At 45.0% G+C, this 22,744-nt stretch carries 20 protein-coding genes and 1 riboswitch; of the genes, 16 read left to right on the top strand and 4 right to left on the bottom strand.

The genetic code is table 11. From position 1 onward, the window contains the following. Window positions 1-46: 46 nt before the first annotated feature. Complete coding sequence (locus tag PGW99_RS04945) at window positions 47-2,071, bottom strand: NADPH-dependent 2,4-dienoyl-CoA reductase (protein WP_273779073.1); 2,025 nt, start codon at window positions 2,069-2,071, stop codon at window positions 47-49. A 1,067-nt stretch (window positions 2,072-3,138) separates the two neighbouring features. After that, window positions 3,139-4,053: a LysR family transcriptional regulator gene (locus PGW99_RS04940; RefSeq protein WP_273779071.1), complete on the bottom strand. Its 915-nt coding sequence runs from the start codon at window positions 4,051-4,053 to the stop codon at window positions 3,139-3,141. Between the two features lie 107 nt (window positions 4,054-4,160). Here PGW99_RS04940 and PGW99_RS04935 point away from each other — a divergent pair, with 107 nt between their 5' ends. The 13 genes from PGW99_RS04935 (at window position 4,161) to PGW99_RS04875 (ending at window position 16,713) form a co-directional block, all read left to right on the top strand. Further along, a complete protein-coding gene (locus tag PGW99_RS04935) occupies window positions 4,161-5,270 on the top strand; it encodes a muconate/chloromuconate family cycloisomerase (RefSeq protein ID WP_273779070.1) in 1,110 nt (369 codons plus the stop codon). Window positions 5,271-5,281: 11 nt separating this feature from the next. Then, on the top strand, window positions 5,282-5,572 hold the full coding sequence (gene catC, locus PGW99_RS04930; protein ID WP_273779068.1) for a muconolactone Delta-isomerase: 291 nt from the start codon (window positions 5,282-5,284) through the stop codon (window positions 5,570-5,572). 158 nt (window positions 5,573-5,730) lie between these two features. Next, window positions 5,731-6,651 (top strand): catechol 1,2-dioxygenase, encoded by a 921-nt coding sequence (gene catA, locus PGW99_RS04925; protein ID WP_273779067.1) that lies wholly within the window; start codon window positions 5,731-5,733, stop codon window positions 6,649-6,651. A 93-nt stretch (window positions 6,652-6,744) separates the two neighbouring features. After that, window positions 6,745-8,127, top strand: a complete 1,383-nt coding sequence (benA, locus tag PGW99_RS04920; protein WP_273779066.1) for a benzoate 1,2-dioxygenase large subunit — start codon at window positions 6,745-6,747, stop codon at window positions 8,125-8,127. After that, on the top strand, window positions 8,124-8,615 hold the full coding sequence (benB, locus tag PGW99_RS04915) for a benzoate 1,2-dioxygenase small subunit (RefSeq protein WP_273779064.1): 492 nt from the start codon (window positions 8,124-8,126) through the stop codon (window positions 8,613-8,615). Before benA ends, benB begins: the two co-directional genes overlap by 4 nt. 95 nt (window positions 8,616-8,710) lie before the next feature. After that, window positions 8,711-9,727, top strand: coding sequence for a benzoate 1,2-dioxygenase electron transfer component BenC (benC, locus tag PGW99_RS04910; protein ID WP_273779063.1), 1,017 nt, complete (start codon window positions 8,711-8,713; stop codon window positions 9,725-9,727). A gap of 40 nt (window positions 9,728-9,767) precedes the next feature. Further along, window positions 9,768-10,550 (top strand): 1,6-dihydroxycyclohexa-2,4-diene-1-carboxylate dehydrogenase, encoded by a 783-nt coding sequence (locus tag PGW99_RS04905; protein ID WP_273779062.1) that lies wholly within the window; start codon window positions 9,768-9,770, stop codon window positions 10,548-10,550. 39 nt (window positions 10,551-10,589) lie between these two features. After that, entirely contained in the window at window positions 10,590-11,807 is a 1,218-nt protein-coding gene (gene benE, locus PGW99_RS04900; protein WP_273779061.1) for a benzoate/H(+) symporter BenE, read from the top strand. Between the two features lie 34 nt (window positions 11,808-11,841). Continuing rightward, on the top strand, window positions 11,842-12,513 hold the full coding sequence (locus PGW99_RS04895; RefSeq protein ID WP_273779060.1) for a 3-oxoacid CoA-transferase subunit A: 672 nt from the start codon (window positions 11,842-11,844) through the stop codon (window positions 12,511-12,513). Between the two features lie 21 nt (window positions 12,514-12,534). After that, on the top strand, window positions 12,535-13,188 hold the full coding sequence (locus PGW99_RS04890) for a 3-oxoacid CoA-transferase subunit B (protein ID WP_273779058.1): 654 nt from the start codon (window positions 12,535-12,537) through the stop codon (window positions 13,186-13,188). Window positions 13,189-13,206: 18 nt separating this feature from the next. Continuing rightward, window positions 13,207-14,412, top strand: a complete 1,206-nt coding sequence (gene pcaF / locus PGW99_RS04885; RefSeq protein ID WP_273779056.1) for a 3-oxoadipyl-CoA thiolase — start codon at window positions 13,207-13,209, stop codon at window positions 14,410-14,412. 16 nt (window positions 14,413-14,428) lie between these two features. Further along, a complete protein-coding gene (gene pcaD, locus PGW99_RS04880; RefSeq protein WP_273779055.1) occupies window positions 14,429-15,208 on the top strand; it encodes a 3-oxoadipate enol-lactonase in 780 nt (259 codons plus the stop codon). A 218-nt stretch (window positions 15,209-15,426) separates the two neighbouring features. Continuing rightward, entirely contained in the window at window positions 15,427-16,713 is a 1,287-nt protein-coding gene (locus tag PGW99_RS04875; protein ID WP_273779433.1) for an MFS transporter, read from the top strand. A gap of 104 nt (window positions 16,714-16,817) precedes the next feature. Here PGW99_RS04875 and PGW99_RS04870 read toward each other — a convergent pair whose 3' ends face one another. Further along, window positions 16,818-18,062: a D-amino acid dehydrogenase gene (locus tag PGW99_RS04870; RefSeq protein WP_273779054.1), complete on the bottom strand. Its 1,245-nt coding sequence runs from the start codon at window positions 18,060-18,062 to the stop codon at window positions 16,818-16,820. Window positions 18,063-18,199: 137 nt separating this feature from the next. After that, window positions 18,200-18,286, bottom strand: a riboswitch (glycine riboswitch). 186 nt (window positions 18,287-18,472) lie between these two features. On the opposite strand from PGW99_RS04870, the gene PGW99_RS04865 reads away from it, so the two are divergent. From PGW99_RS04865 to PGW99_RS04855, 3 genes are all read left to right on the top strand, one after another. Further along, window positions 18,473-19,186, top strand: coding sequence for an SIR2 family NAD-dependent protein deacylase (locus tag PGW99_RS04865; RefSeq protein WP_273779053.1), 714 nt, complete (start codon window positions 18,473-18,475; stop codon window positions 19,184-19,186). Window positions 19,187-19,270: 84 nt separating this feature from the next. Next, window positions 19,271-20,356: a tRNA (uridine(54)-C5)-methyltransferase TrmA gene (gene trmA / locus PGW99_RS04860; RefSeq protein WP_273779052.1), complete on the top strand. Its 1,086-nt coding sequence runs from the start codon at window positions 19,271-19,273 to the stop codon at window positions 20,354-20,356. A gap of 241 nt (window positions 20,357-20,597) precedes the next feature. Beyond that, entirely contained in the window at window positions 20,598-20,819 is a 222-nt protein-coding gene (locus PGW99_RS04855) for a hypothetical protein (RefSeq protein WP_273779051.1), read from the top strand. 43 nt (window positions 20,820-20,862) lie between these two features. Here the strand turns inward: PGW99_RS04855 and mobR are convergent, their stop codons facing one another. Next, a complete protein-coding gene (gene mobR / locus PGW99_RS04850) occupies window positions 20,863-22,536 on the bottom strand; it encodes a phenol degradation transcriptional regulator MobR (protein ID WP_273779050.1) in 1,674 nt (557 codons plus the stop codon). Window positions 22,537-22,744: the final 208 nt, after the last annotated feature.

The following is a 22,744-nucleotide window of genomic DNA, read 5'->3' as shown; positions in this document are numbered from 1 at the left end:
GGGTTTTTTAAATTATAAGATGGCGCAATTCATCCAATTTATTCTTTCATATCAGAGCAGCCAGTTCAGCCCCTTGACGGATCGCCCGTTTCGCATCCAGCTCGCCGGCTTCTTTTGCGCCACCAATCAAATGAACCTGTTTTCCGGCGGCTGCTAATGACTCATACATCGCCGTATAAGATTCCTGTCCAGCACAAATCACCACATGATCTACAGCTAGTAACTGCGACTGTTCATTGATACGGATATGCAGTCCGTCATCATCAATCTTTTCATACTGCACACCCGCCAGCATTTTGACATGACGCAGTTTCAAACTCATACGATGAATCCAACCTGTCGTTTTCCCCAAACTGGATCCAACTGCCGTATTTTTGCGTTGCAGCAAATAAATTTCCCGTTCTGCCATTGATATATGTGGTGCCTGTACGCCTCCGGCATGCTGATAATGAGGATCAATCCCCCACTCTGCATAAAATTTTTCTGGATTCATACTAGCACTTTCACCTGAATGAACTAGATATTCAGCCGTATCAAAACCGATCCCACCAGCACCAATAATCACAACGCGACGACCAACAGGTACTCGCTGCTTCAACACTTGCAGATATGACAAAACCTTAGGGTGGTCAATTCCCTCGATCTGCAACCGCCTTGGCATCACGCCTGTTGCCACCACAATGTCATCAAAATTTGACTGGCTCAATTCCTCAAAGGTCACGGTATGATTCAGTTGCAGTTTAATATTCGGTTGTATTTCGATTTGGCGTTTAAAATAACGCAGCGTTTCGTGAAATTCTTCTTTACCCGGAATAGTCTTCGCGATATTAAACTGCCCACCGATCTGATTTTCAGATTCATAAATCGTAATCTGATGCCCACGCGATGCCGCATAAATCGCAAAACTTAATCCCGCTGGCCCCGCACCCACAACAGCGATAGATTTTGTTTTAACCGCAGGGATAAATTGTAATTCTGTTTCATGGCATGCACGCGGATTGACCAGACAAGTGGCTATTCGTTTAGAAAAAATATGATCTAGACAGGCCTGATTGCACGCAATACAGGTGTTGATTTCATCACTTCGACCTTCACTGGCCTTCAGTACAAATTCGGGGTCAGCCAACATCGGGCGTGCCATCGAAATGAGATCGGCTTGTTCTGAAGCAAGCACATGCTCTGCCATTTGTGGGGTGTTAATCCGGTTCGAAGTAATAAGAGGAATACTAACTGCACCTTTTAGCTTTTCAGTGACCCAGGTGAATGCCGCACGCGGTACTTTTGTTGCAATTGTAGGGATACGTGCTTCATGCCAGCCAATCCCACTATTAATAATGGTTGCTCCCGCCTGTTCAATCTTTTTGGCTAATTCAATCACTTCTTCGAGCGTAGAGCCGCCTTCAACCAGATCCAGCATGGATAAGCGGTAAATAATGATAAAGTTCTCACCAACCGCCTGACGGGTACGTCTGACAATTTCTAAAGGGAAACGAATCCGGTTTTCGTAACAACCGCCCCACTCATCATCACGGTGATTAGTACGCGCTGCAATAAATTCATTAATCAGATAACCCTCTGATCCCATGATTTCGACCCCATCATAACCTGCCTGTTGAGCAAGTTGAGCGGTATAAACAAAATCACGGATGGTTTGCTGAATCTCCGCAATGGTTAGCGCTTTGGGTTTGACTGGATTAATGGGGGCTTGAATCGCTGAAGGCGCAACCAGATTTGGCTGATAAGAATAACGCCCCGTATGTAAAATCTGCAGGGCCATTTTACCGCCTTCTGCATGTACCGCCTGGGTAATAATTTTATGTTTTTCAACATCTGCGACTTGGTTGAGTATGCTGCTACCGGGAAACGTCACCCCTGCTTCGTTAGGCGCTACTCCACCAGTAATAATCAAACCCACACCACCTCGTGCCCGTTCAGCATAAAAGGCTGCCATTCGCTCAAAACCCTGAGGTGCCTCCTCAAGTCCCACATGCATAGAACCCATTACAACCCGGTTCTTTAATGTCGTAAAACCTAAATCCAATGGGGCCAATAAATGAGGGAAAGTGGACATACAAGCTCCTTGCTAGGTCACGATAACGCCGTCTTCAACATATGGATAAGTTGAATGTTTCATTTATAAGTGATGGTTCAAGCTGAGACAAGCAGCAGAAATCGACCTCAACAGTCACTTTCTAGCAATATATTGATCCCCACTACTGGTTAAGAAGAATCTCAATAAAAAGCCACTCAGTAATATCTACCGGCTTAAATATGAATAAATAGATTAAGCAACCCTTCAGAAACAATAAATCAATCTACTGAAGTACATCCGATTTTTCTTAATATTTTTATCACCCCACACAAACGATCATTAATTAAACAAAAACTACATCCACATAGAGCTTGGTTCAGGCATAAAACCCACCTAATTTGACCTGTTTTGGATTCCCCTCATTAGCGAAGTTGATACTTATTGGGTATTTGAGCAAATTTCACCCTACCGAAAGTAGTATGCGGAGCCGACTTTCAAGCTAGAGATAAAAGTTACATTAGCTATACCCAAGCACACTTTGTAATAAGCAAGAAATACCGAATCAGGTATCGACAGACTTTCATCAGAAATTTACATGAAATGGAAAATTTCCATTCATGATGCTGAATGATAATTAAAAAAGACCATTTAAATTAGCTAGGAGAAAAAGTAGTGAGATTTAAATAGAGCTTAAAAAACATAGACCTATACAAATATAAATCAAACAAGCAGCTCTATTTTTTTAATTATGTAGAACATCACTTAATTATTTTCCATATCCTTATTTCACTATTACTCAAATACCTGCTTAGACTTGGCTTGCAATTTCAAAGGCAACAGCACGATAACAATCTTATTGCTCTACAGTCTTTACGGCACTTGTACTAGAGCTTGGCATTATGAAAATAAGATAAAAGCCACCGTTAAGCTTGTAGTAAAGAATAAAAGAAGATAAAAGATATTTGAGCAAAAAGTAATCAACAAGAAGGTTTTAACGACCACAGGAAAAGAATCACCCTTCAAACAACAGAAAAACGAATATTTTTTTCATCTTTTTTTAATCATTTCTCTGTAAGTTGAAGGGCTAGATTAGACTAAAGGCGTAGTCAAAGAACCGTACGGTCGTATTTAATCGCCTCCAGGTCGTAGACCTGATAGATACAGTCAAACAGTGAACGGATATCTTCACTTTCATCCATATTACGAATCGCCAGAAAGATCGGACTCACCGCAGCATCATCTAATAACGGGATGTAATTTAAGTGTGGGAAGCGAATAGTATTGGCACTTTCCGGCACTACACTGATCCCTTCTCCAGCAGCCACCAAACCTAAAGCCAGCTGAATTTCACGTACTTCTTTAAAGTTTTTGGGTTCTAAACCATATTCAGAAAAGATTGACCGCATTTGTGTCGAGAAATTTGGTTTTGGATTTGCCGGATAAAGAAAAATATTTTCATCAACAATATCAGATAGATGAACACCTTTTTCATAACGAGATAAAGGATGACTGACATGAACAGCCACCATCAAACGTTCTTCACGCAGCAACACACGTCGAATCGCTGGATCAGAAATACGTAAACGACCAAAGCCTACATCGATCTTGCCTTCTTTCAGGGCTTGGATCTGTTCTTTGGTGCTCATCTCAATGAGCTGAATTTGCAGATGTGGTTGCTGCTGGCGATATAAGTAGACAATTCTCGGTAATAATCCATAAAGCAGTGATCCTACGAATCCCATGGTTACTACACGTTCAACCATCCCGACACGCTTGGTCATCGATTTGATTTCTTCAGCATTCGACAGCAATTTGACCGCATGCTGATAGAAAAACTGGCCTGCTGGAGTGGTCTGCAAAGGGCGACTTCCACGCTCAAATAATTGAATTCCCAACTCATTTTCCAGATTTTGGATCTGGCGACTCAGTGGCGGTTGGGCAATAAACAGCTTTTCTGCTGCCTTTGTAAAGCTTTGTTCCTCTACAACGGCTACAAAGTAACGTAAATGTCTGAGTTCCATGCTCACCTCATACCATTAAGGTATATTAAAATGCATATTTGATCTTAGACACAGTTTAATCATTCTTTTAAGGTATACACAAGAGATAACCAACCCAGATAACGAAGATGTATAAATCAGTAGAAACCTTGCTTGTAGAGATCCCAACGATCCGCCCGCACAAAATGGCGGTGGCGACGATGCAAACTCAAACTTTGGTTTTGATCAAAATCACTACTGAAGACGGCATCATTGGTTGGGGTGAAGCGACAACAATTGGTGGCTTAGGCTACGGTGAAGAAAGCCCGGAAAGTGTTAAGACAAATATTGACACTTATTTTGCACCACTCTTGACGTCGATTAAAGATTTAAATGTTGCTCAAACACTAAGTTTGATTAAACGCAACATTAATGGCAACCGTTTTGCAAAATGTGCAATCCAAACTGCCCTGCTTGATATCCAAGCCAAGCGTTTAGGTTTGCCAGTGAGCGAGTTGCTCGGCGGTCGTCTGCGCAACAGCGTGCCGGTGCTTTGGGTATTGGCTTCTGGTAACACTGAAAAAGATATCGCTGAAGCGAAAAAGATGATTGAGCTGAAACGTCACAACATCTTTAAATTGAAAATTGGTTCACGCAAAGTCCAAGAAGATGTTGAGCACGTATTGGCGATCAAACAAGCTCTAGGTGCAGACGTTTCTATCCGCGTTGATGTGAACCGTGCCTGGTCTGAGCTTGAAGCGATCAAAGGTATCCAGTTGTTACAAGACGGTGGTGTAGACCTGATTGAACAACCATGTGCAATTGAAAATTTAGATGCCATGGAGCGTTTAACTCGTCGTTTCGATGTTGCGATTATGGCGGATGAATCCTTGATGGGTCCTGCAACAGCGTACCAAATCGCGAAACGCAATGGCGCATCAGTATTTGCGGTGAAAGTAGCACAATCGGGTGGTCTGATTGAAGGTTGTGAAGTTGCAAAAATCGCCAAATTGGCAGGCATTGACCTTTATGGTGGAACAATGCTAGAAGGTTCTGTAGGCACTATCGCATCTGCGCATGCCTTCTCAACTTTCGATAATTTGGCCTACGGCACTGAACTGTTTGGCCCCCTCTTACTCACCGAAGAAATTTTAAAAACACCGCTTCGTTACGAAAATTTTGAACTTGCAATTCCACAAGGCCCAGGTCTGGGGATTGAGCTAGATGAAGACAAACTTGACCAACTACGTCGTAAGTAAGGAGTAAACACATGCTGTTTCAAGTACGCATGGATGTAAACATTCCATTAGATATGCCGGCTGAGAAAGCGGCTGAGATTAAAGCTGTTGAGAAAGCTTACTCACAAGACTTACAACGTCAGGGTAAATGGCGTCACATCTGGCGTATTACTGGCCAATACTCAAACATCAGTATTTTTGATGTGGAAAGTAATGAAGAGTTACACAATATTCTGCAAGGTTTACCGCTTTATCCATATATGGATATCGAGGTGATGGCACTCAACCGCCATCCATCTTCAATCCGTGAAGATGACACCTGATTGAATCGTGGTGATGAATTGTGAGGGCTCTTCATCATCACAAAAACTCCGGTCATCCGGCCGGTTATTAAAATCGTGGTTAGCGGGAAATTTGCCAGCATTTATGCAAGCTTAGCTGACCACTCAATGAAAAAAGCATACATTCAAGGAGCAATTGTATGGATCGTCAAGCGATTGAAAATTTAGTTAAAGCATGTAACGTAGACACTTCTGAAGGTCCAGTTGACGCACGCCTACAACAAGTTGTTGTTCGCCTAGTGACTGACTTCTACCAAGCAATCGAAGATCTTGATCTTACTCAATCTGAAGTTTGGAAAGGTGTTGAAGCGATCATCGACATGGCGAAAGCTGATGAATTTGCTCTTTTAGGTTCTGCTATCGGCCTAGAACACTACCTTGACCTTCGTGCTGATGAAGCTGATGCTAAAGCAGGCTTAACAGGTGGTACTCCACGTACAATCGAAGGTCCATTATATGTCGCTGGTGCGCCTGAATCTGTAGGTTTCGCTCGTATGGACGACGGTTCTGAAGAAGGCAAAATTGCAACGCTTATCATCGAAGGTAAAGTGACTGATACTGATGGTGAAGTGCTTTCTGGTGCTAAAGTTGAAATGTGGCATGCCAACAGCCACGGTAACTACTCGTTCTTCGATAAGTCTCAATCACACTTCAACCTGCGTCGTACCATTTTCACTGATGAAAACGGTAACTACACAGCACAAACCACTATGCCTGTAGGTTACGGTTTGAACCCAGAAGGTCCGTTACAACAAATGTTGAACAAACTTTCTCGTCACGGTCAACGTCCTGCGCACGTGCACTACTTCATCTCTGCGCCTGGTCACCGTAAATTAACCACTCAGTTCAACATCGAAGGCGACAAATACCTTTGGGACGACTTTGCATTCGGTACGCGTGAAGGTCTAGTTGCAACTGCTGTTGACGTAACTGACGAAGCTGAAATCGCACGCCGCGGTTTGAAAGGTTCTTTCAAACACATCCAGTTCGACATCGTTCTTCAGAAAGACAAAGAAGGTGCGCCTTCTACTGAAGTTGAACGTCGTCGCGCAAGCGCTTAATTAGCTGAAACCCAAGGAACCGAAATGTTTAACCTCCCTATTCTGTTAAGCATTTCGGTGACTTCCTAACATTTGGAAAGTCGGAGAGCGGACATGCCACGTATTCCTGTAATCAATACTAGCCATCTAGATCGCATTGATGAATTACTTGTTGAAAACTACGAAACAGGTGAATTCAAACTTCATCGTTCTGTCTTCACGGACCAGGACATTTTTGACCTTGAAATGAAATATATCTTCGAGGGCAACTGGGTATACTTGGCACATGAAAGCCAAATTCCAAATATCAACGATTACTACACGACTAACATCGGTCGTCAGCCAATCATCATTGCACGTAACCGTAACGGTGAACTAAATGCAATGATCAATGCGTGTTCACACCGTGGTGCAGAGCTTTGCCGTTACAAACGTGGTAACAAAGCAACTTATACCTGCCCATTCCACGGCTGGACATTCAACAACTCTGGTAAGTTGTTAAAAGTTAAAGATCCTACTGATGCGGGTTATTCTGACTGCTTCAACAAAGAAGGTTCACACGACCTGAAGAAAGTTGCACGTTTTGAAAACTACAAAGGTTTCTTGTTTGGTAGCTTGAACCCAGACGTTCCTTCTCTTGAAGAATATCTTGGTGAAGCAACTAAAATCATCGACATGATCGTTGGTCAGTCTGAAGATGGTCTTGAAGTTCTTCGTGGTGCTTCTACCTATACTTATGAAGGTAACTGGAAACTGACTGCTGAAAACGGTGCCGATGGTTACCACGTTTCTGCTGTTCACTGGAACTATGCTGCGACAACTCAGCAACGTAAAGAAAAACAAGGCGGCGACAACATCCGTGCGATGAGCGCTGGTTCTTGGGGTAAACAAGGCGGTGGTTCTTACGGTTTCGAAAATGGCCACATGCTGCTTTGGACTCAATGGGCTAACCCGGAAGACCGTCCAAACTTCCCGAAAAAAGACGAATACACCGAGAAATACGGTGCAGCTATGGCGAAATGGATGATCGAGCGTTCTCGTAACCTTTGTATCTATCCAAACGTTTACTTTATGGATCAGTTCGGTTCACAAATCCGTGTTCTTCGTCCATTGTCTGTCGATAAGACTGAAGTAACGATCTACTGTATCGCGCCTAAAGGTGAAGCACCTGAAGCACGTGCACGCCGTATCCGTCAGTACGAAGACTTCTTCAACGCTTCTGGTATGGCTACTCCGGATGACTTGGAAGAGTTCCGTGCATGTCAAGCAGGCTACCAAGGTATCGCGCTTGAGTGGAACGACATGAGCCGTGGTTCTAAACACTGGATCCAAGGCCCAGATGATGCTGCAAATGAAATCGGTTTGAAACCAAAACTTTCTGGTGTCAAGACTGAAGACGAAGGTTTATACCTGGCTCAACACGAGTACTGGTTGAAACTTATGAAGAAAGCGATTGCGACTGAAAAAGAGATTGCTGCTGAAGGAGAACAAGCATGAGCGCGATTACTTTAGAAAACATTGCTCAATTCCTTTATCGTGAAGCACGTTTCCTTGATGACGAGCAATGGGATAACTGGTTAGAGTGCTACGCTCCGAATGCACAATTCTGGATGCCAGCTTGGGATGACAACGATACGTTGACCGAAGATCCTCAGTCTGAAATTTCTTTGATTTTCTATCCAGATCGTCAAGGTTTAGAAGACCGTGTGTTCCGTATCAAAACTGAACGCTCTTCTGCAACTATGCCGGACACCCGTACTAGCCACAACATCAACAACATTGAGATTGTGGAACAGAACGGTGACCAAGTGACTGTACGTTTTAACTGGAATACTTTGAGCTTCCGTTACAAGAAAAACTACAGCTACTTCGGTATGTCTCGTTATGTGATCGATTTCTCTGGTGAACAGCCAAAAATCGTAAGCAAGTATGTCGTATTGAAAAACGACTATATCAACCAAGTGATTGATATCTACCACATCTAAGCTTATTAGATTATTGTAAAGAAACCCCGGCCCTGGCCCAATGGAATGTTGGCCCGGGCCATCTGATGTTTTAACTCATTTGTAGGATACTTGCCATGTCAAACCATAATGTTGCACTTCAATTTGAAGATGGCGTAACGCGTTTTATCACTGTTGTTAATGGCGAAACCCTTTCGGACGCAGCATACCGCCAAAAGATCAATATTCCGCTAGATTGCCGTGATGGTGCATGTGGTACGTGTCGTGCATTTTGTGAATCAGGCACTTATGATATGCCTGAAGATAGCTATATCGAAGATGCTTTAACTCCTGAAGAAGCGGCTGAAGGCTATGTATTGGCATGCCAATGCCACCCGACTTCTGATGCAGTATTCCAGATTCAAGCAACCTCTGATGTTTGCAAAACTGAAATTCATACTTATCAAGGTACCCTCACTTCTGTTGAGAACCTTTCTGAATCAACGATTACTTTTGAAATCGAACTTGACGCTGCTGAGCCAGAAATCAATTTCTTGGCAGGCCAATATGTCAATGTAGGTATTCCGGGTACTGAAGAAACCCGTTCTTACTCATTCAGCTCTAAACCAGGCGACCGCAAAACTGGTTTCGTAGTACGTAACGTGCCAAATGGCAAAATGAGTAGTTTCCTCAGCCAAACTGCTAAAGTTGGTGACAAAATGACCTTTACTGGTCCATTTGGTAGCTTCTATTTACGTAGCGTTACTCGTCCAGTATTAATGCTTGCTGGTGGTACTGGTATTGCACCGTTCTTGTCTATGTTGTCTGTTCTTGAAGAAAAAGGTTCTGAACAACCTGTACGTCTTGTATTTGGTGTGACCAACGACTTTGACCTGGTTGCATTGGATCGCCTCAATGAACTTCAAGCAAAATTACCATGGTTCGAATACCGTACTGTTGTAGCTAACCCAGAATCTGCGCATGAGCGTAAAGGTTATGTTACTGGTCATATTGACACTGAATGGTTAAACGGTGGTGATGTTGATGTTTACCTCTGTGGCCCAGTACCAATGGTTGAAGCGGTACGTGGCTGGTTAGATGCAGAAGGCGTGAAGCCAGCAAACTTCCTGTTTGAGAAATTCTCTGCAAACTAAGTTTGAGTTCGGTTATACAGTCAAGATAAAGGAAACAAAGATGAGTCAACAACGTTTCAGCAATAAAGTAGTGATTGTTACAGGTGCCGCACAAGGCATCGGTCGCGGTGTCGCGCTACGTGTTGCCCGTGAAGGCGGCAAAGTAATCATGGCCGATTTCTCTGAGTATGTTGAAGATGTACTGAAGGAAATCGTTGAGGCCGGCGGTGAGGCAATCACTGTACGCGCCGACCTTGAACACTTTGAAGGTGCTGAAAAAGTTGTCAATGCGGCTTTAGAAAAATATGGCCGTGTTGATGTACTCATCAACAACGTGGGCGGTGCGATCTGGATGAAACCTTTTCAGGAATTCCAACCTGAAGAAGTGGAAAAAGAAGTTCGCCGCTCATTGTTCCCGACCATGTGGTGCTGCCGTGCTGTGTTGCCAACCATGATTGCCCAACAAGCCGGTGCCATCGTGAACGTTTCATCGATTGCAACCCGTGGGATTAACCGTATCCCTTACTCTGCTGCAAAAGGTGGTGTAAACGGTTTAACTGCCTCACTGGCTTTTGAACATGCCAAAGACGGTATTCGTGTCAATGCTGTTGCAACAGGCGGTACCGAAGCTCCACCACGTAAAGTGCCACGTAACAGTGCACCAATGTCTGAACAAGACAAAGCGTGGATGCAAGAAGTCGTGGATCAAACCATTGACCGTACCTTCTTCAAACGCTATGGCACGATTGATGAACAAGTGAATGCCATTACCTTCCTGGCCTCTGATGAAGCCTCTTACATCACAGGTAGTGTTGTACCTGTAGGTGGTGGTGACTTAGGTTAACCGGCAGAACTGACAGAATCGTGAGCATGGAGGCATGCGATGTCTAATCTGATCCAAACATTAAAAGAGGACTGGTCGATTTCAGCCACCGTTGCAGGATTCTTAGCGGTACTGATTTCCTACTCTGGTCCCCTGATTATTTTCTTTCAGGCCGCACAAAAAGCCAATGTTAGCCCCGAGATGATGATGTCCTGGATCTGGGGCATTTCTATTGGTGCAGCGCTTACCGGGATCTACCTGTCAATCCGGTTTAAAACCCCTGTGATTACAGCTTGGTCAGCACCCGGAACTGCCCTGCTGGTGACCCTGTTTCCAAGTATCAGTTTAAATGAAGCCGTTGGCGCTTACCTGATTGCTGCCGTCGCGATTTTTCTGATCGGGATTAGTGGCTATTTCGACAAATTGTTGAAATGGATTCCACAGGGACTGGCAGCAGGCATGATGGCGGGAATTTTGTTCCAGTTTGGCCTGGGTTTATTCAAAGCGACCAGCTCTATGCCTTATGTGGTATTTGGCATGTTGGCGTGTTATCTGCTCGCAAAACGCTTTTCCCCACGCTACACCATGGTATGGGTATTACTGGCCGGTGTGAGCTTGGCTTTATTGCTCGGTCGGATGAATCCAGTCGACATCAATTTTTCGCTCGCCCTCCCCCAGTTCATCACGCCAGAGTGGTCATGGAATGCAACCTTTAACCTTGCTATTCCGCTGATTCTGGTCAGTCTGACAGGACAGTTTTTGCCGGGTATGGCGATCTTGCGACTCAGTGATTATGAGACGCCAGCCAAGCCAATTATCGCAGCCTCAAGCATTGCTTCGCTTGCAGTAGCCTGCGTGGGTGGTATTACCATCGTGTTGGCCTCGATTACCGCAGCACTCTGTACCGGTAAAGATGCACATGAACTGAAAGAAAAACGATATATCGCTGGTATTGCCAACGGTATTTTTTACATTTTAGGCGGGTTGTTCGCAGGCAGTATTGTCATGCTATTCAGCCTGCTTCCGAAAGAGCTGGTCGCTGCCCTGGCGGGTCTTGCCCTTCTCGGTGCAATAGCCACCAACGTTACAGTGGCGATGAAAGAAGAAACCCAGAGAGATGCTGCTTTAATCACATTCCTTGCCACCGTGTCGGGAATAAGTTTTTTAGGTTTAAGTTCCGTATTTTGGGGGATTTGCATCGGCTTTATTGCCCATCTGATCCTCTCCAAAAATACACCGTTGACCAATACAACGCCTCCAACATCTTCACGCGCTTAACGCGTCTGCAGATGAAGTTTGATTAGGAAATATTATGATCGACAAAAGCAAAGCTTCCTTAACAGAAGTGCTTTCACAAATTAAAGATGATTCAACCATTATGATTGGTGGCTTCGGCACCGCAGGTCAGCCCGCTGAACTGATTGATGGCTTGATTGAACTGGGCGTGAAAGATCTGGTGATCGTCAACAACAACGCCGGTAACGGTGACTACGGTTTGGCGAAGCTTTTAAAAGCCGGTGCCGTACGTAAAATCATCTGCTCGTTCCCACGTCAGTCTGACTCTTGGGTATTCGACGAGCTGTACCGTGCTGGCAAAATCGAGCTTGAATTAGTGCCACAAGGTAACCTCGCTTGCCGCATCCAGGCTGCAGGTATGGGCTTGGGCCCAATCTACACCCCAACCGGTTTTGGTACTTTGCTTGCTGAAGGCAAACCAACCCTAAACTACGATGGTAAAGACTACGTGCTGGAAAATCCGATCAAAGCAGATTTTGCCTTGATCAAAGCCCATAAAGGCGACCGTTGGGGCAACCTGGTGTACCGCAAATCTGCACGTAACTTCGGCCCAATCATGGCGATGGCGGCAGACGTAACGATTGCCCAAGTGTCTGAAGTAGTAGAACTCGGTGAGCTTGATCCGGAACACATCATCACCCCGGGCATTTTCGTAAAACACGTGGTTCAAGTAACCCCAGCACAGTAATTGGCGACTAAGGAGAACTTCATGAGCTATAGCAAACTTACTCGCGACCAAATTGCTGAACGTGTTGCGCAAGACATTCCAGACGGTGCCTATGTGAATTTGGGTATTGGCCTACCAACCAAGATTTCAAACTACCTACCATCAGACAAAGATGTGTTTCTACACTCTGAAAATGGCCTGTTGGCATTTGGTCCACCGCCGGCAGAAGAAGACCGTGATCCGGAACTGATCAATGCCGGTAAAGAATTCGTGACGATGTTGACTGGCGGCTGTTTCTTCCATCATGGTGACTCTTTCGCCATGATGCGTGGTGGTCACCTCGATATCGCAGTACTGGGTGCTTTCCAGGTGGCTGAAAATGGTGACCTAGCGAACTGGCACACTGGTGCACCGGACGCGATTCCTGCCGTAGGTGGCGCGATGGACCTGGCTGTTGGTGCGAAGAAAGTCTTCATCACCACAGATCACGTGACCAAAAAAGGCGAACCTAAAATCGTTGCAGAGCTCAGCTATCCAGCAACTGGCTTGAAATGCGTGGATCGCATCTATACCGACCTGTGCGTGATTGATGTAACACCAGAAGGCATGAAAGTAATTGAGAAGGTTGACGGTTTAAGCTTTGAAGAATTACAAGCGATGACCGGTGCCAAACTGATTGATGCCACTCAGGCTTAAGGGGAAAGGAATAACAACATGAAAAATGCATATATTATCGATGCGATCCGTACCCCATTTGGCCGTTATGCGGGTGGTTTAGCCCCTGTACGTGCAGATGATCTGGGTGCATTACCGATCAAAGCCTTAATGGAGCGTAATCCATCGGTGAACTGGGAACAGGTGGATGACCTGATCTACGGCTGTGCCAACCAAGCCGGTGAAGACAACCGTAACGTGGGCCGTATGTCTGGCCTATTGTCTGGTTTGCCACACCAGGTTCCAGCAACCACATTAAACCGTCTTTGTGGTTCATCATTGGATGCGATCGCGACTGCTGCACGTGCAATCAAATCAGGTGAAGCGAATCTGATCATTGCCGGTGGTGTTGAATCGATGTCTCGTGCCCCATTTGTCATGGGTAAATCAGACAGCGCGTTCGGCCGTAGCCAGAAGATTGAAGACACTACCATGGGCTGGCGTTTTATCAATCCAAAGCTTAAAGAAATGTATGGCGTGGAAACCATGCCACAAACTGCAGAAAACCTGGCAGAACAATTCAACATTTCGCGTGAAGACCAAGACAAATTTGCCCTGCAAAGCCAACAACGTTGCGCAGCTGCACAAGCACGTGGTTACTTCGCTAAAGAAATCGTGCCAGTGGTAATCCCACAGCGCAAAGGCGATCCAGTGGTTGTAGATACCGATGAGCATCCACGTGCATCAACGACTGCTGAAGGCTTGGCAAAACTTAAACCTGTGGTGAAAGCAGACGGTACGGTCACTGCCGGTAATGCTTCAGGCATTAATGATGGTGCAGCAGCGCTACTGATTGCATCTGATGAAGCAGTTGCACAATACAACCTGAAACCACGTGCCAAAATCATTGGTGCAACCGTGGTCGGTGTAGAACCACGCATCATGGGCTTTGGTCCAGCGCCTGCAATCAAGAAACTGTTGGCTCAAACCGGTTTAACCCTTGAGCAAATGGATGTGATTGAGCTAAACGAAGCATTCTCGGCTCAAGCCTTGTCTTGTACCCGTGACTTGGGTCTTGCAGATGATGCTGCACATGTGAACCCGAACGGTGGTGCGATTGCCTTGGGTCACCCATTGGGTGCTTCAGGTGCACGTCTGGTCACCACGGCATTGAACCATTTGGAAGAAACTGGTGGTAAATACGGTCTGTGCTCAATGTGTATCGGTGTGGGTCAAGGCATTGCCTTGATTATCGAACGCGTATAAGGATTGGAGAATCGCAATGCCAACTTTTCAATCGAATGATGCTGTCATCAATTACCAGACTTTTGGTGATGCGAGCAAACCGGCTTTGGTGTTTTCTAACTCTTTAGGCACCAACTACGGCATGTGGCAGAAACAGTTCAATGTATTTAAAGAGAACTTCTTTGTCATCTGTTACGATACCCGTGGTCACGGTTCATCTTCTGCACCACAAGGTCCTTATACCCTAGAACAATTGGGTCAGGACGTCGTAAATTTGCTTGATCACCTCAATGTTGCTAAAGCAAGTTTCTGTGGTATTTCGATGGGTGGTTTGACCGGCCAATGGTTAGCCATTAACAAACCTGAACGTTTTAATCACGTGATTGTCTGCAACACGGCAGCGAAAATTGGTCAAGAAGCTGCATGGCTGGATCGTGCCAAACTGGTACGTGAACAAGGCTTGCAACCAATTGCCTCAACCGCAGCATCACGCTGGTTTACCGATCCCTTTATCCAGAGCCAAGCGGCAGTTGTGGAAAATCTGAGTAACGACCTTGCAGCTGGCAGCGCAGAAGGTTACGCAAGCTGCTGTGAAGCTTTGGCTAAAGCGGATGTTCGTGAACAGTTGAAAGACATTACCGTTCCGGTATTGGTCATTGCAGGTAAACAAGATCCTGTAACAACGGTTGCCGATGGCCAGTTTATGGTGGATCGTATTCCAAATGCAAAATTGTTTGAAATCGATGCATCTCACATCTCGAATGTGGAAAAACCTGAAGACTTTAATCAGGCTGTGAACGCATTCATCTCAGCTTAAATATGAATTTTAAAAAAAGCCTATCAACCGATGGGCTTTTTTATTTTCCGTTACAAATCAATATTATAGAAGAATAAAATAAAGATAAAAATACTGAAATTTTGTCAATTTTCATGCTATTAATGATACAAATTATGTGAATATTACAATATTTATAATTTTAAAAAACCTCCTGTATTTAGATGAGAAAAATTGATAAGGATCTACCGATGAGTGAAGTGATCTATAGCAAAGAAGAAAAACGTAAACGCGTTCTAGGGATTGTCGGAGCCTCTTCAGGCAACCTGGTGGAATGGTTTGACTTTTATATCTATGCCGTCTTTGCCATGTATTTTCAGCATGTGCTGACTGCTCCCAACATGAGTTCAACGGCTCAGGCCATTTATGTCTGGGGCGTATTTGCTGCCAGCTTTTTTATGCGCCCGATCGGTAGCTGGATTTTTGGCCGCATCGCGGACAAACATGGTCGCAAACAGTCCATGGTGATTTCGATTAGCCTGATGGCTATCAGTTCTTTCCTATTTGCATTTCTGCCTACCTATGAACAAGTCGGCATGTGGGCACCCTTCCTGTTATTGATGGTACGTTTATTACAGGGCCTGTCTGTCGGGGGTGAATATGGTGCGGTTGCCACCTACATGAGTGAAATTGCCTTAAAAGGCCGACGTGGCTTTTATGCCTCATTTCAGTATGTGACCCTGTCTGGTGGTCAACTTCTGGCCAGTCTGCTGGGTGTCATTCTGCTGGCTTTTTTAAGTGAAGAACAGTTGATGAATGGCGGTTGGCGTATTCCGTTTATCATTGGCGGAATCACAGCAATTATTTCCCTCCTTGCGCGTAGCCGTCTGGAAGAAACCCTCTCACATGCAGATCGTGAACGCGAGGAGTCCGGCAGTTTAAGAGCACTCTTTAAAAATCATTGGAAAACCTTTTTACTGGTGGTGGGTTACACTTCAGCAGGTTCATTGACCTTTTATGTCCTGACTGTTTATTCCAAAACCTATCTGACCAATATGGGCATTGATAGCAAAACGGTCGGCTATATGATGACCTTTGCCCTATTTGTCTACATGCTGGCACAACCGGTGTTTGGCCTTATTTCCGATCGGATTGGTCGTCGAGCTTCCATGCTGGCTTTTAGTGCGCTGAGCGCCATTTTCATCTATCCGGTGATGGTGATTGGCATGAATCATTTCAGCTATTCACCGGTGATCGTGACTTTATTACTGATCTTTTTAATGATGATTTTGAGCTTTTATACCTCCATCAGTGGTCTGGTCAAAGCAGAAATGTTCCCACCGCATGTACGTGCCTTAGGTGTAGGTTTCTCTTATGCGGTTGGTAATGCCCTATTTGGTGGATCAGCACCTGCGGTGGCTTTACAATTTAAACAGGCGGGTATTGAAAACACCTTCTTTATTTATGTCATCGTGATGTTAATGATCTGTTTCTTATGCAGCTTTGCATTACCAAAGGAACCTGAATACCTGCATCATGACCATTAATTAGAATCAATCATAGTAAAACCCGCCATGTGCGGGTTTTATCTTGCAGTTTATCTGTATTGCTTGCAAAGTTTGTCAAGTGAGTATCCAAACCAATAAAAATACTAAACAGGCAAATCCTGCTCAATCAAGGCCCCCAACATCACGGCGGTTGCAGCAGAAAGCGTCCAGCCCAAATGACCATGTCCGGTATGATAATACACCCCACGTCGTTTACCTCGCGACACCACTGGCATCATATTCGGCATCATTGGTCTTAATCCCGCCCAAGGCACCACCTGAGCCGTGGAAAGCTGAAAATTCTGATTGACCCAATTAATCAGCGGTTGAATCCGATCCGCACGGATATCCCGATTGTAACCATTAAACTCCGCTGTACCCGCCACACGTAGACGCATCAAGCCCAAACGACTGCTGACAATTTTGGCACTTTCATCTAACAGGCTGACCCAAGGTGCCTGCTGCTGGCTTTCTGTATCATTCAACTGCACAGTAATTGAATAGCCCTTGACCGGATAAACCTGAATATGATCACCGAGCATTCTTGAAATGGCATAACTACTCACACCACCACAGACCACGATCGCATCCGTTTGCAAGTGAACACGATCCTGAGGTTCAGCATGCATGTTCTCTGCACTCGCCTGATAAATCAGCTCAATACCTTGTTGCGGATGGACAAAATCTACAACTTCAACTCCATATAAAAATTTCACACCTTTCTGTGCACAGACTTGCGACAGACCACGACAAAATTTATGAATATCTCCTGTTGCATCACCCGGTGTATAAAATCCACCTGCATATGTTCCCGTCAGGGCTGGCTCGATCTGACGCATTTCTTCAGGAGTTACCGCATAACGCTCTAACTGAGCTCTGTTCAGTAACTGGTTAACCAAATGGGCATGATGAAAATCTGTCTCGTTATGAAAAATATGTAAAATCCCTTTCTTGACCAGATCAAACTCAAAACCCTCAGTTTCCGCAATCTCAAACATTTTTTCCCGTGCCAGCAGGGCTAAACGTACAGTCTCTACAGTATTGGTTTCATAAGCTGGGATATGCCGTAAAAATTCAAATAGCCAACTATATTTCTGCAGGCTAAACGAAGGATTGAGTAATAATGGCGCATCCTTTTTACTCATCCATTTCAGACCTTTTTTGACCGTGGCCTGTGTGTTCCAGACTTCCGCATTACAAGCTGAAAGCTGTCCACCATTGGCATAGGAAGTTTCCATGGCCGCATAGAGGTGCTGGTCGAGTACTGTGACCTGATAGCCCAGACTATTGAGAATATATGCGGAGGTGATGCCGGTAATACCGGCGCCAATCACAGCAACATGTGACATAGACTGCTCCTTATCAAAGCCGAGCCTTGATGATATGCCCCATCTGTCAGGGTACCTGAGAGCTTCGATCGATTGCGCGTATAGTGCAATCAACTTTCCCCTTGGGTGTGCGTGTTAACGCCTCTCTCCAGAGTTGTGCAATCAATGCAGTCCTTTTACCTGAGAGTTTCTGGGGTCGTTGCTCCTTCGGCGCAGGGAATACCTGTCTCTCCTGCAATGATCTTTTTTATTTGTTGTTTGATAACAGCAATGTATATGCCAAAAGCGAAATCTTGCAAGCAGTTTTATCCTCAACCGATCTCATGCTGGAGCTTTCAGCAGTTTTGCATAAAGAAAGCAGATTGCCTCAATTTGCAGATTGCTCTCAAATACGGCATGTTGAAATGCCTATAAAATCAATTGAGGGACACATGCGTAAACTGGTGATCTTTTCAGGTGCAGGCATGAGTGCCGAAAGTGGTATCAATACTTTCCGCGATAGCAACGGCTTATGGGAACAGCACGACATTCATGAGGTGGCTACGCCTGAAGCCTGGGCCAAAAATCCGGCACTCGTGCAACGCTTTTACAATGACCGCCGTAAAAATATTCTGGCAGCTCAACCCAATCAGGCTCACCAGATTATTGCGGATCTCCAACAGAATTTTGATGTCCAGGTGATTACCCAGAATATTGATGACTTACATGAACGTGCCGGTAGCCTCAAAGTCCTACACTTACATGGCAATATTCGTTTCGCCAAGAGTTCAGGTCCTGGTGCACAATATAGTGACATCCTCTATCCGATCACAGGCTGGCAACTCGATCTGGAAAAAGACCGTTGTCCTGAAGGTTATCTCCTACGCCCACATGTGGTGTGGTTTGGTGAAGCCGTCCCGGCCTATGAACAGGCTGTCGAGCTGGTGCAAGATGCTGAAATCTTTGTGGTGATCGGCTCAACCCTGAGTGTCTATCCCGTAGCGGGCTTAATCCATCAGATTCCGGCAAATTGTCTGGCTTATTATATTGATCCACAAGCTGATTATCAGCGTGTGCCGCAACGCTATCACCTGCTAAAGCACTCAGCCACTCAGGGCATGCAGCAGTTACAGCAGATCCTTGCCGACTTGATTGATCCTGCTTAAAGCTTATTTACTGCGAAACAGCCGCATACCCGGAATTTTTTGCTAAGATGCAGCATTATTTTGGCCTTTGTTTTTTGATTGTTTATGACCTCTGCCTACCAAACTCAACTCGATGAAAAAGTTCAGCGTATCACGGCGCAGTTCTCTGAATTTAATCCGCCTGCTTTGGAGGTATTTGCCTCTCCTGAACAGCATTTTCGTATGCGTGCGGAATTTCGAGTTTGGCATACCGACAATGACTTGTTTTATGCCATGTTTGAACGTGGTGAAGATGGCAAACAAAAAACGGTGGTTCGTGTAGACCAGTTCCCGATCGCCGCTCAAAGCATCAATGATCTAATGCCCGTCCTGTTGCAGAAAATCAAAGCTCAGCCGCTTCTTGAACAGCGTCTGTTTGAAATTGATTTTCTAGCAACCTTGAGTGGTGAAATGCTGGTGACGCTGATCTACCACCGTAAACTGGATGCCGATTGGGAACAAGCCGCCAAAGCGCTGGCGGATGAACTCAACATCAAGATTATTGGACGTAGTCGCGGTCAGAAGCTGGTATTGAGTGATGATTATGTGGTCGAGGAATTACAGGTCTTCGATCGTGCATTTAAGTACAAACAAATTGAAAGCAGCTTTACCCAGCCGAACGCCCAGGTCTGCCAACACATGCTGCAATGGGCCTGCACGTCTGCTGAAGGGGCATCGGGTGATCTACTCGAATTGTACTGCGGCAATGGCAACTTTACCTTACCTCTATCACTAAAATTTAACCGTGTTCTGGCTACCGAACTGGCAAAAAGCTCGGTATATGCTGCACAGTGGAATATTGAACAGAACGCGATTGACAATATTCAGGTAGCCCGTCTGTCCGCAGAAGAGTTTACCGAAGCCTATCACGGGACACGCGAATTCCGCCGCCTACAGGAAGCCGAGATTGATATCCAGAGCTACCAGTTCAGTACAGTTTTTGTTGATCCACCACGTGCCGGGATTGATGATGCCACCCTAAAATTATTGTCAGGCTTCGAACGGATTATTTATATTTCCTGTAATCCGGATACCCTGCACGATAATTTAAAAACTTTGTGTACCACCCACAAAGTGACGCGCTTCGCCCTATTTGACCAGTTCCCTTATACTCATCATGTGGAGTCTGGTGTACTACTGGAAAAAATTTAAACAATTTATGACGATGTAAATGCATAAAATCGACTGGAGAGCTTCGGCTCTCCGTTTTTTATGAAGTTTTTCCAAAACATAAACAATGACAAAGCTTATCACTGTCACAAAAATAGCAAAAACGATAAATTTTCTGTGAAAAATGGCATGTTCAACTGCTGCTTTTCTGACTCAAGCATTATTGCTTTTTTAACAGATTTGGCTATATTTCGAGCTATGTTAGGTCGTAAATGAAGGCTCTATGAGTTTTTGGCAAAAGCTGTTAAAACCAGATCAGCATAACGAACACAAGAACCAGATCGTTTGTATTGAAAATGACTGTTCTTGTAAAAGCAATGAACAACTGCTTGAAGCATTGCGCAAGAGCACCGATGCTGAAGTCATTCAAGGCATCAAAAAAGTATTGATTGCACGTGGCTATAGCCGCAAAGAATTAACCGAATTCCTGCAAAAACCTGTTTAAACAAAAAACCGCCTGTATACGGCGGTTTTTTGTTATTTCAGAGCTACAAATTAAACTTTTTTAAACGGTAATCCAGCGTAGCACGACTGATACCTAACAGACGTGCAGCCTCGGAAACGTTATTGCGGCTCTTCTGCAGCGCATGCTGCAGTATTTTCCGCTCATAGTCTTCCAGCTTGAAGCCCTGAACCAGCAAATCATCCAAATCTTGAGATGTGGTATTGCTTTCCGAAGCATCATTTTCGGTCAATTGTGGCAGCAAAGCTGACAGTTTGATCATCTGCTGGTCATCTGTAAGCAACACAGCTCGCTCGAGTAAATTTTCCAACTCACGGATATTGCCCGGCCAGTCATAACTCATCAGGTAGTTTTTAGTTTTGTCACTAATCCCTTGCAGACGTTTACCATACATCGTTTCAAAGCGTTTCAGGAAATGATTCACCAAAAGCGGAATATCCTCACGGCGCTCGCGCAACGGTGGTATATAGACCGGAAAAATATTTAGACGATAGTATAAGTCAGCCCGGAAGCGCCCGGCTTTCACGGCTTCCAACAAATCCTCATTGGTTGCCGTAACCACCCGCACATCAATTTTTCGGGTTTGATGGTCACCGACCCGCTCAAATTCTCCCTCCTGCAAGATACGCAACAAGGCTGCCTGAGCACGCGGAGACAGTTCTATCACTTCATCGAGAAAAATGGTTCCGCCATTCGCACGTTCAAATTTGCCCATCCGGCTTTGGGTTGCTCCGGTAAAAGCGCCTTTTTCCACACCAAACAGTTCTGATTCGATCAACTCTGCAGGAATCGCGGCACAGTTCACCGCGACAAAGGGTTTGTCACGGCGCTGGCTGTTTTCATGCACGCCGCGGGCAAAAGCTTCCTTACCCACTCCAGTTTCGCCTTGCAGCATGACCGTGACTTTACTGGCTGCGGCCTTTTTTAATAAATCACACACCCGGCGATAGGCGGTCGACTCTCCAACCGAGCTAAACATGCTATAGTCAGCTTCAGCATTTTGGTAAATGGATTTTTTCAGTTCTCGCAGCTCCGACTGTAATGCGATCATTTCATCTTCCAGTGAATCAGGCGACATGAAACTGATTAGTTCATCTGCATTTTCCCATTCCTGCAAAGGCTTACCAATAATACGGCAGTGCTCATCCCCACAGGCCACACAATGGGTTTCCTGATAAATGATGGTGGTACCCATCACATAACTGCTATATCCGCAAGCATAACCAAGCAGCATCCAGCAAGCCGGTTCATCGCTTGGGCCAAACTCGCTCAGGTGCACTTCCGCTTCAAAAGAATGGTACCAGTTGAGATCGGCAAAAAACTGATGGTTTTCCAAGTTGAGGTTGAGCTTGTTGACTTCCACCTGCACCATGCCCCGAATCCCATGCATCTGTGGACCCGCCATAAAGGCATCATAGCCGCTTAAATCCGGACGAAGTTTGGTGGTGACCTCTGCATCTTTCATCCCGGCTTTATAACCCAGGCGGATAAAGAAACGTTTGGTACGCTCAACGCCCATGATTTCGCATAAATCTTTGCGTAAATACCCCATGATGCTGGTATGCAACAGCAGCATGCGGTACTCATCAAACCAGATTTGGCCTTTTTTCGTATCAAAAGTCAGTTTTGAAAGTAAATCATGAATATTTTTTGGGTGTTCAGCATAACGCTGGGCACTGTTCAGCCTGACTTTCGTCATAAGTGCATCGTCCATTCCGTGGCAGCAACTTCTATATCTTACGAAATCGCTCAGCTTTCCCCTATTACCTTAAATACATAATTAGATACTTTTTAGGTATAAAAAATTCAACCTAAGACATTTTTTCCACTTTGCATCGAAATCATCAAGAGAATTTCTGCAATTTTCTGCTGTTTTTAGACTAATTTCATCATTTGATGAAATAGAT

Source organism: Acinetobacter sp. GSS19 (assembly GCF_028621895.1).
GTDB lineage: Bacteria > Pseudomonadota > Gammaproteobacteria > Pseudomonadales > Moraxellaceae > Acinetobacter.
This window is presented reverse-complemented; position numbering and strand designations above follow the sequence as displayed.

What these genes read in the sequence shown, in the direction of transcription:
- PGW99_RS04945 (WP_273779073.1), bottom strand. Translation starts at nt 2,071, where the DNA reads ATGTCCACTTTCCCTCATTTATTGGCCCCATTGGATTTAGGTTTTACG.
- PGW99_RS04940 (WP_273779071.1), bottom strand. Translation starts at nt 4,053, where the DNA reads ATGGAACTCAGACATTTACGTTACTTTGTAGCCGTTGTAGAGGAACAA.
- PGW99_RS04935 (WP_273779070.1), top strand. Translation starts at nt 4,161, where the DNA reads ATGTATAAATCAGTAGAAACCTTGCTTGTAGAGATCCCAACGATCCGC.
- catC (WP_273779068.1), top strand. Translation starts at nt 5,282, where the DNA reads ATGCTGTTTCAAGTACGCATGGATGTAAACATTCCATTAGATATGCCG.
- catA (WP_273779067.1), top strand. Translation starts at nt 5,731, where the DNA reads ATGGATCGTCAAGCGATTGAAAATTTAGTTAAAGCATGTAACGTAGAC.
- benA (WP_273779066.1), top strand. Translation starts at nt 6,745, where the DNA reads ATGCCACGTATTCCTGTAATCAATACTAGCCATCTAGATCGCATTGAT.
- benB (WP_273779064.1), top strand. Translation starts at nt 8,124, where the DNA reads ATGAGCGCGATTACTTTAGAAAACATTGCTCAATTCCTTTATCGTGAA.
- benC (WP_273779063.1), top strand. Translation starts at nt 8,711, where the DNA reads ATGTCAAACCATAATGTTGCACTTCAATTTGAAGATGGCGTAACGCGT.
- PGW99_RS04905 (WP_273779062.1), top strand. Translation starts at nt 9,768, where the DNA reads ATGAGTCAACAACGTTTCAGCAATAAAGTAGTGATTGTTACAGGTGCC.
- benE (WP_273779061.1), top strand. Translation starts at nt 10,590, where the DNA reads ATGTCTAATCTGATCCAAACATTAAAAGAGGACTGGTCGATTTCAGCC.
- PGW99_RS04895 (WP_273779060.1), top strand. Translation starts at nt 11,842, where the DNA reads ATGATCGACAAAAGCAAAGCTTCCTTAACAGAAGTGCTTTCACAAATT.
- PGW99_RS04890 (WP_273779058.1), top strand. Translation starts at nt 12,535, where the DNA reads ATGAGCTATAGCAAACTTACTCGCGACCAAATTGCTGAACGTGTTGCG.
- pcaF (WP_273779056.1), top strand. Translation starts at nt 13,207, where the DNA reads ATGAAAAATGCATATATTATCGATGCGATCCGTACCCCATTTGGCCGT.
- pcaD (WP_273779055.1), top strand. Translation starts at nt 14,429, where the DNA reads ATGCCAACTTTTCAATCGAATGATGCTGTCATCAATTACCAGACTTTT.
- PGW99_RS04870 (WP_273779054.1), bottom strand. Translation starts at nt 18,062, where the DNA reads ATGTCACATGTTGCTGTGATTGGCGCCGGTATTACCGGCATCACCTCC.
- PGW99_RS04865 (WP_273779053.1), top strand. Translation starts at nt 18,473, where the DNA reads ATGCGTAAACTGGTGATCTTTTCAGGTGCAGGCATGAGTGCCGAAAGT.
- trmA (WP_273779052.1), top strand. Translation starts at nt 19,271, where the DNA reads ATGACCTCTGCCTACCAAACTCAACTCGATGAAAAAGTTCAGCGTATC.
- PGW99_RS04855 (WP_273779051.1), top strand. Translation starts at nt 20,598, where the DNA reads ATGAGTTTTTGGCAAAAGCTGTTAAAACCAGATCAGCATAACGAACAC.
- mobR (WP_273779050.1), bottom strand. Translation starts at nt 22,536, where the DNA reads ATGACGAAAGTCAGGCTGAACAGTGCCCAGCGTTATGCTGAACACCCA.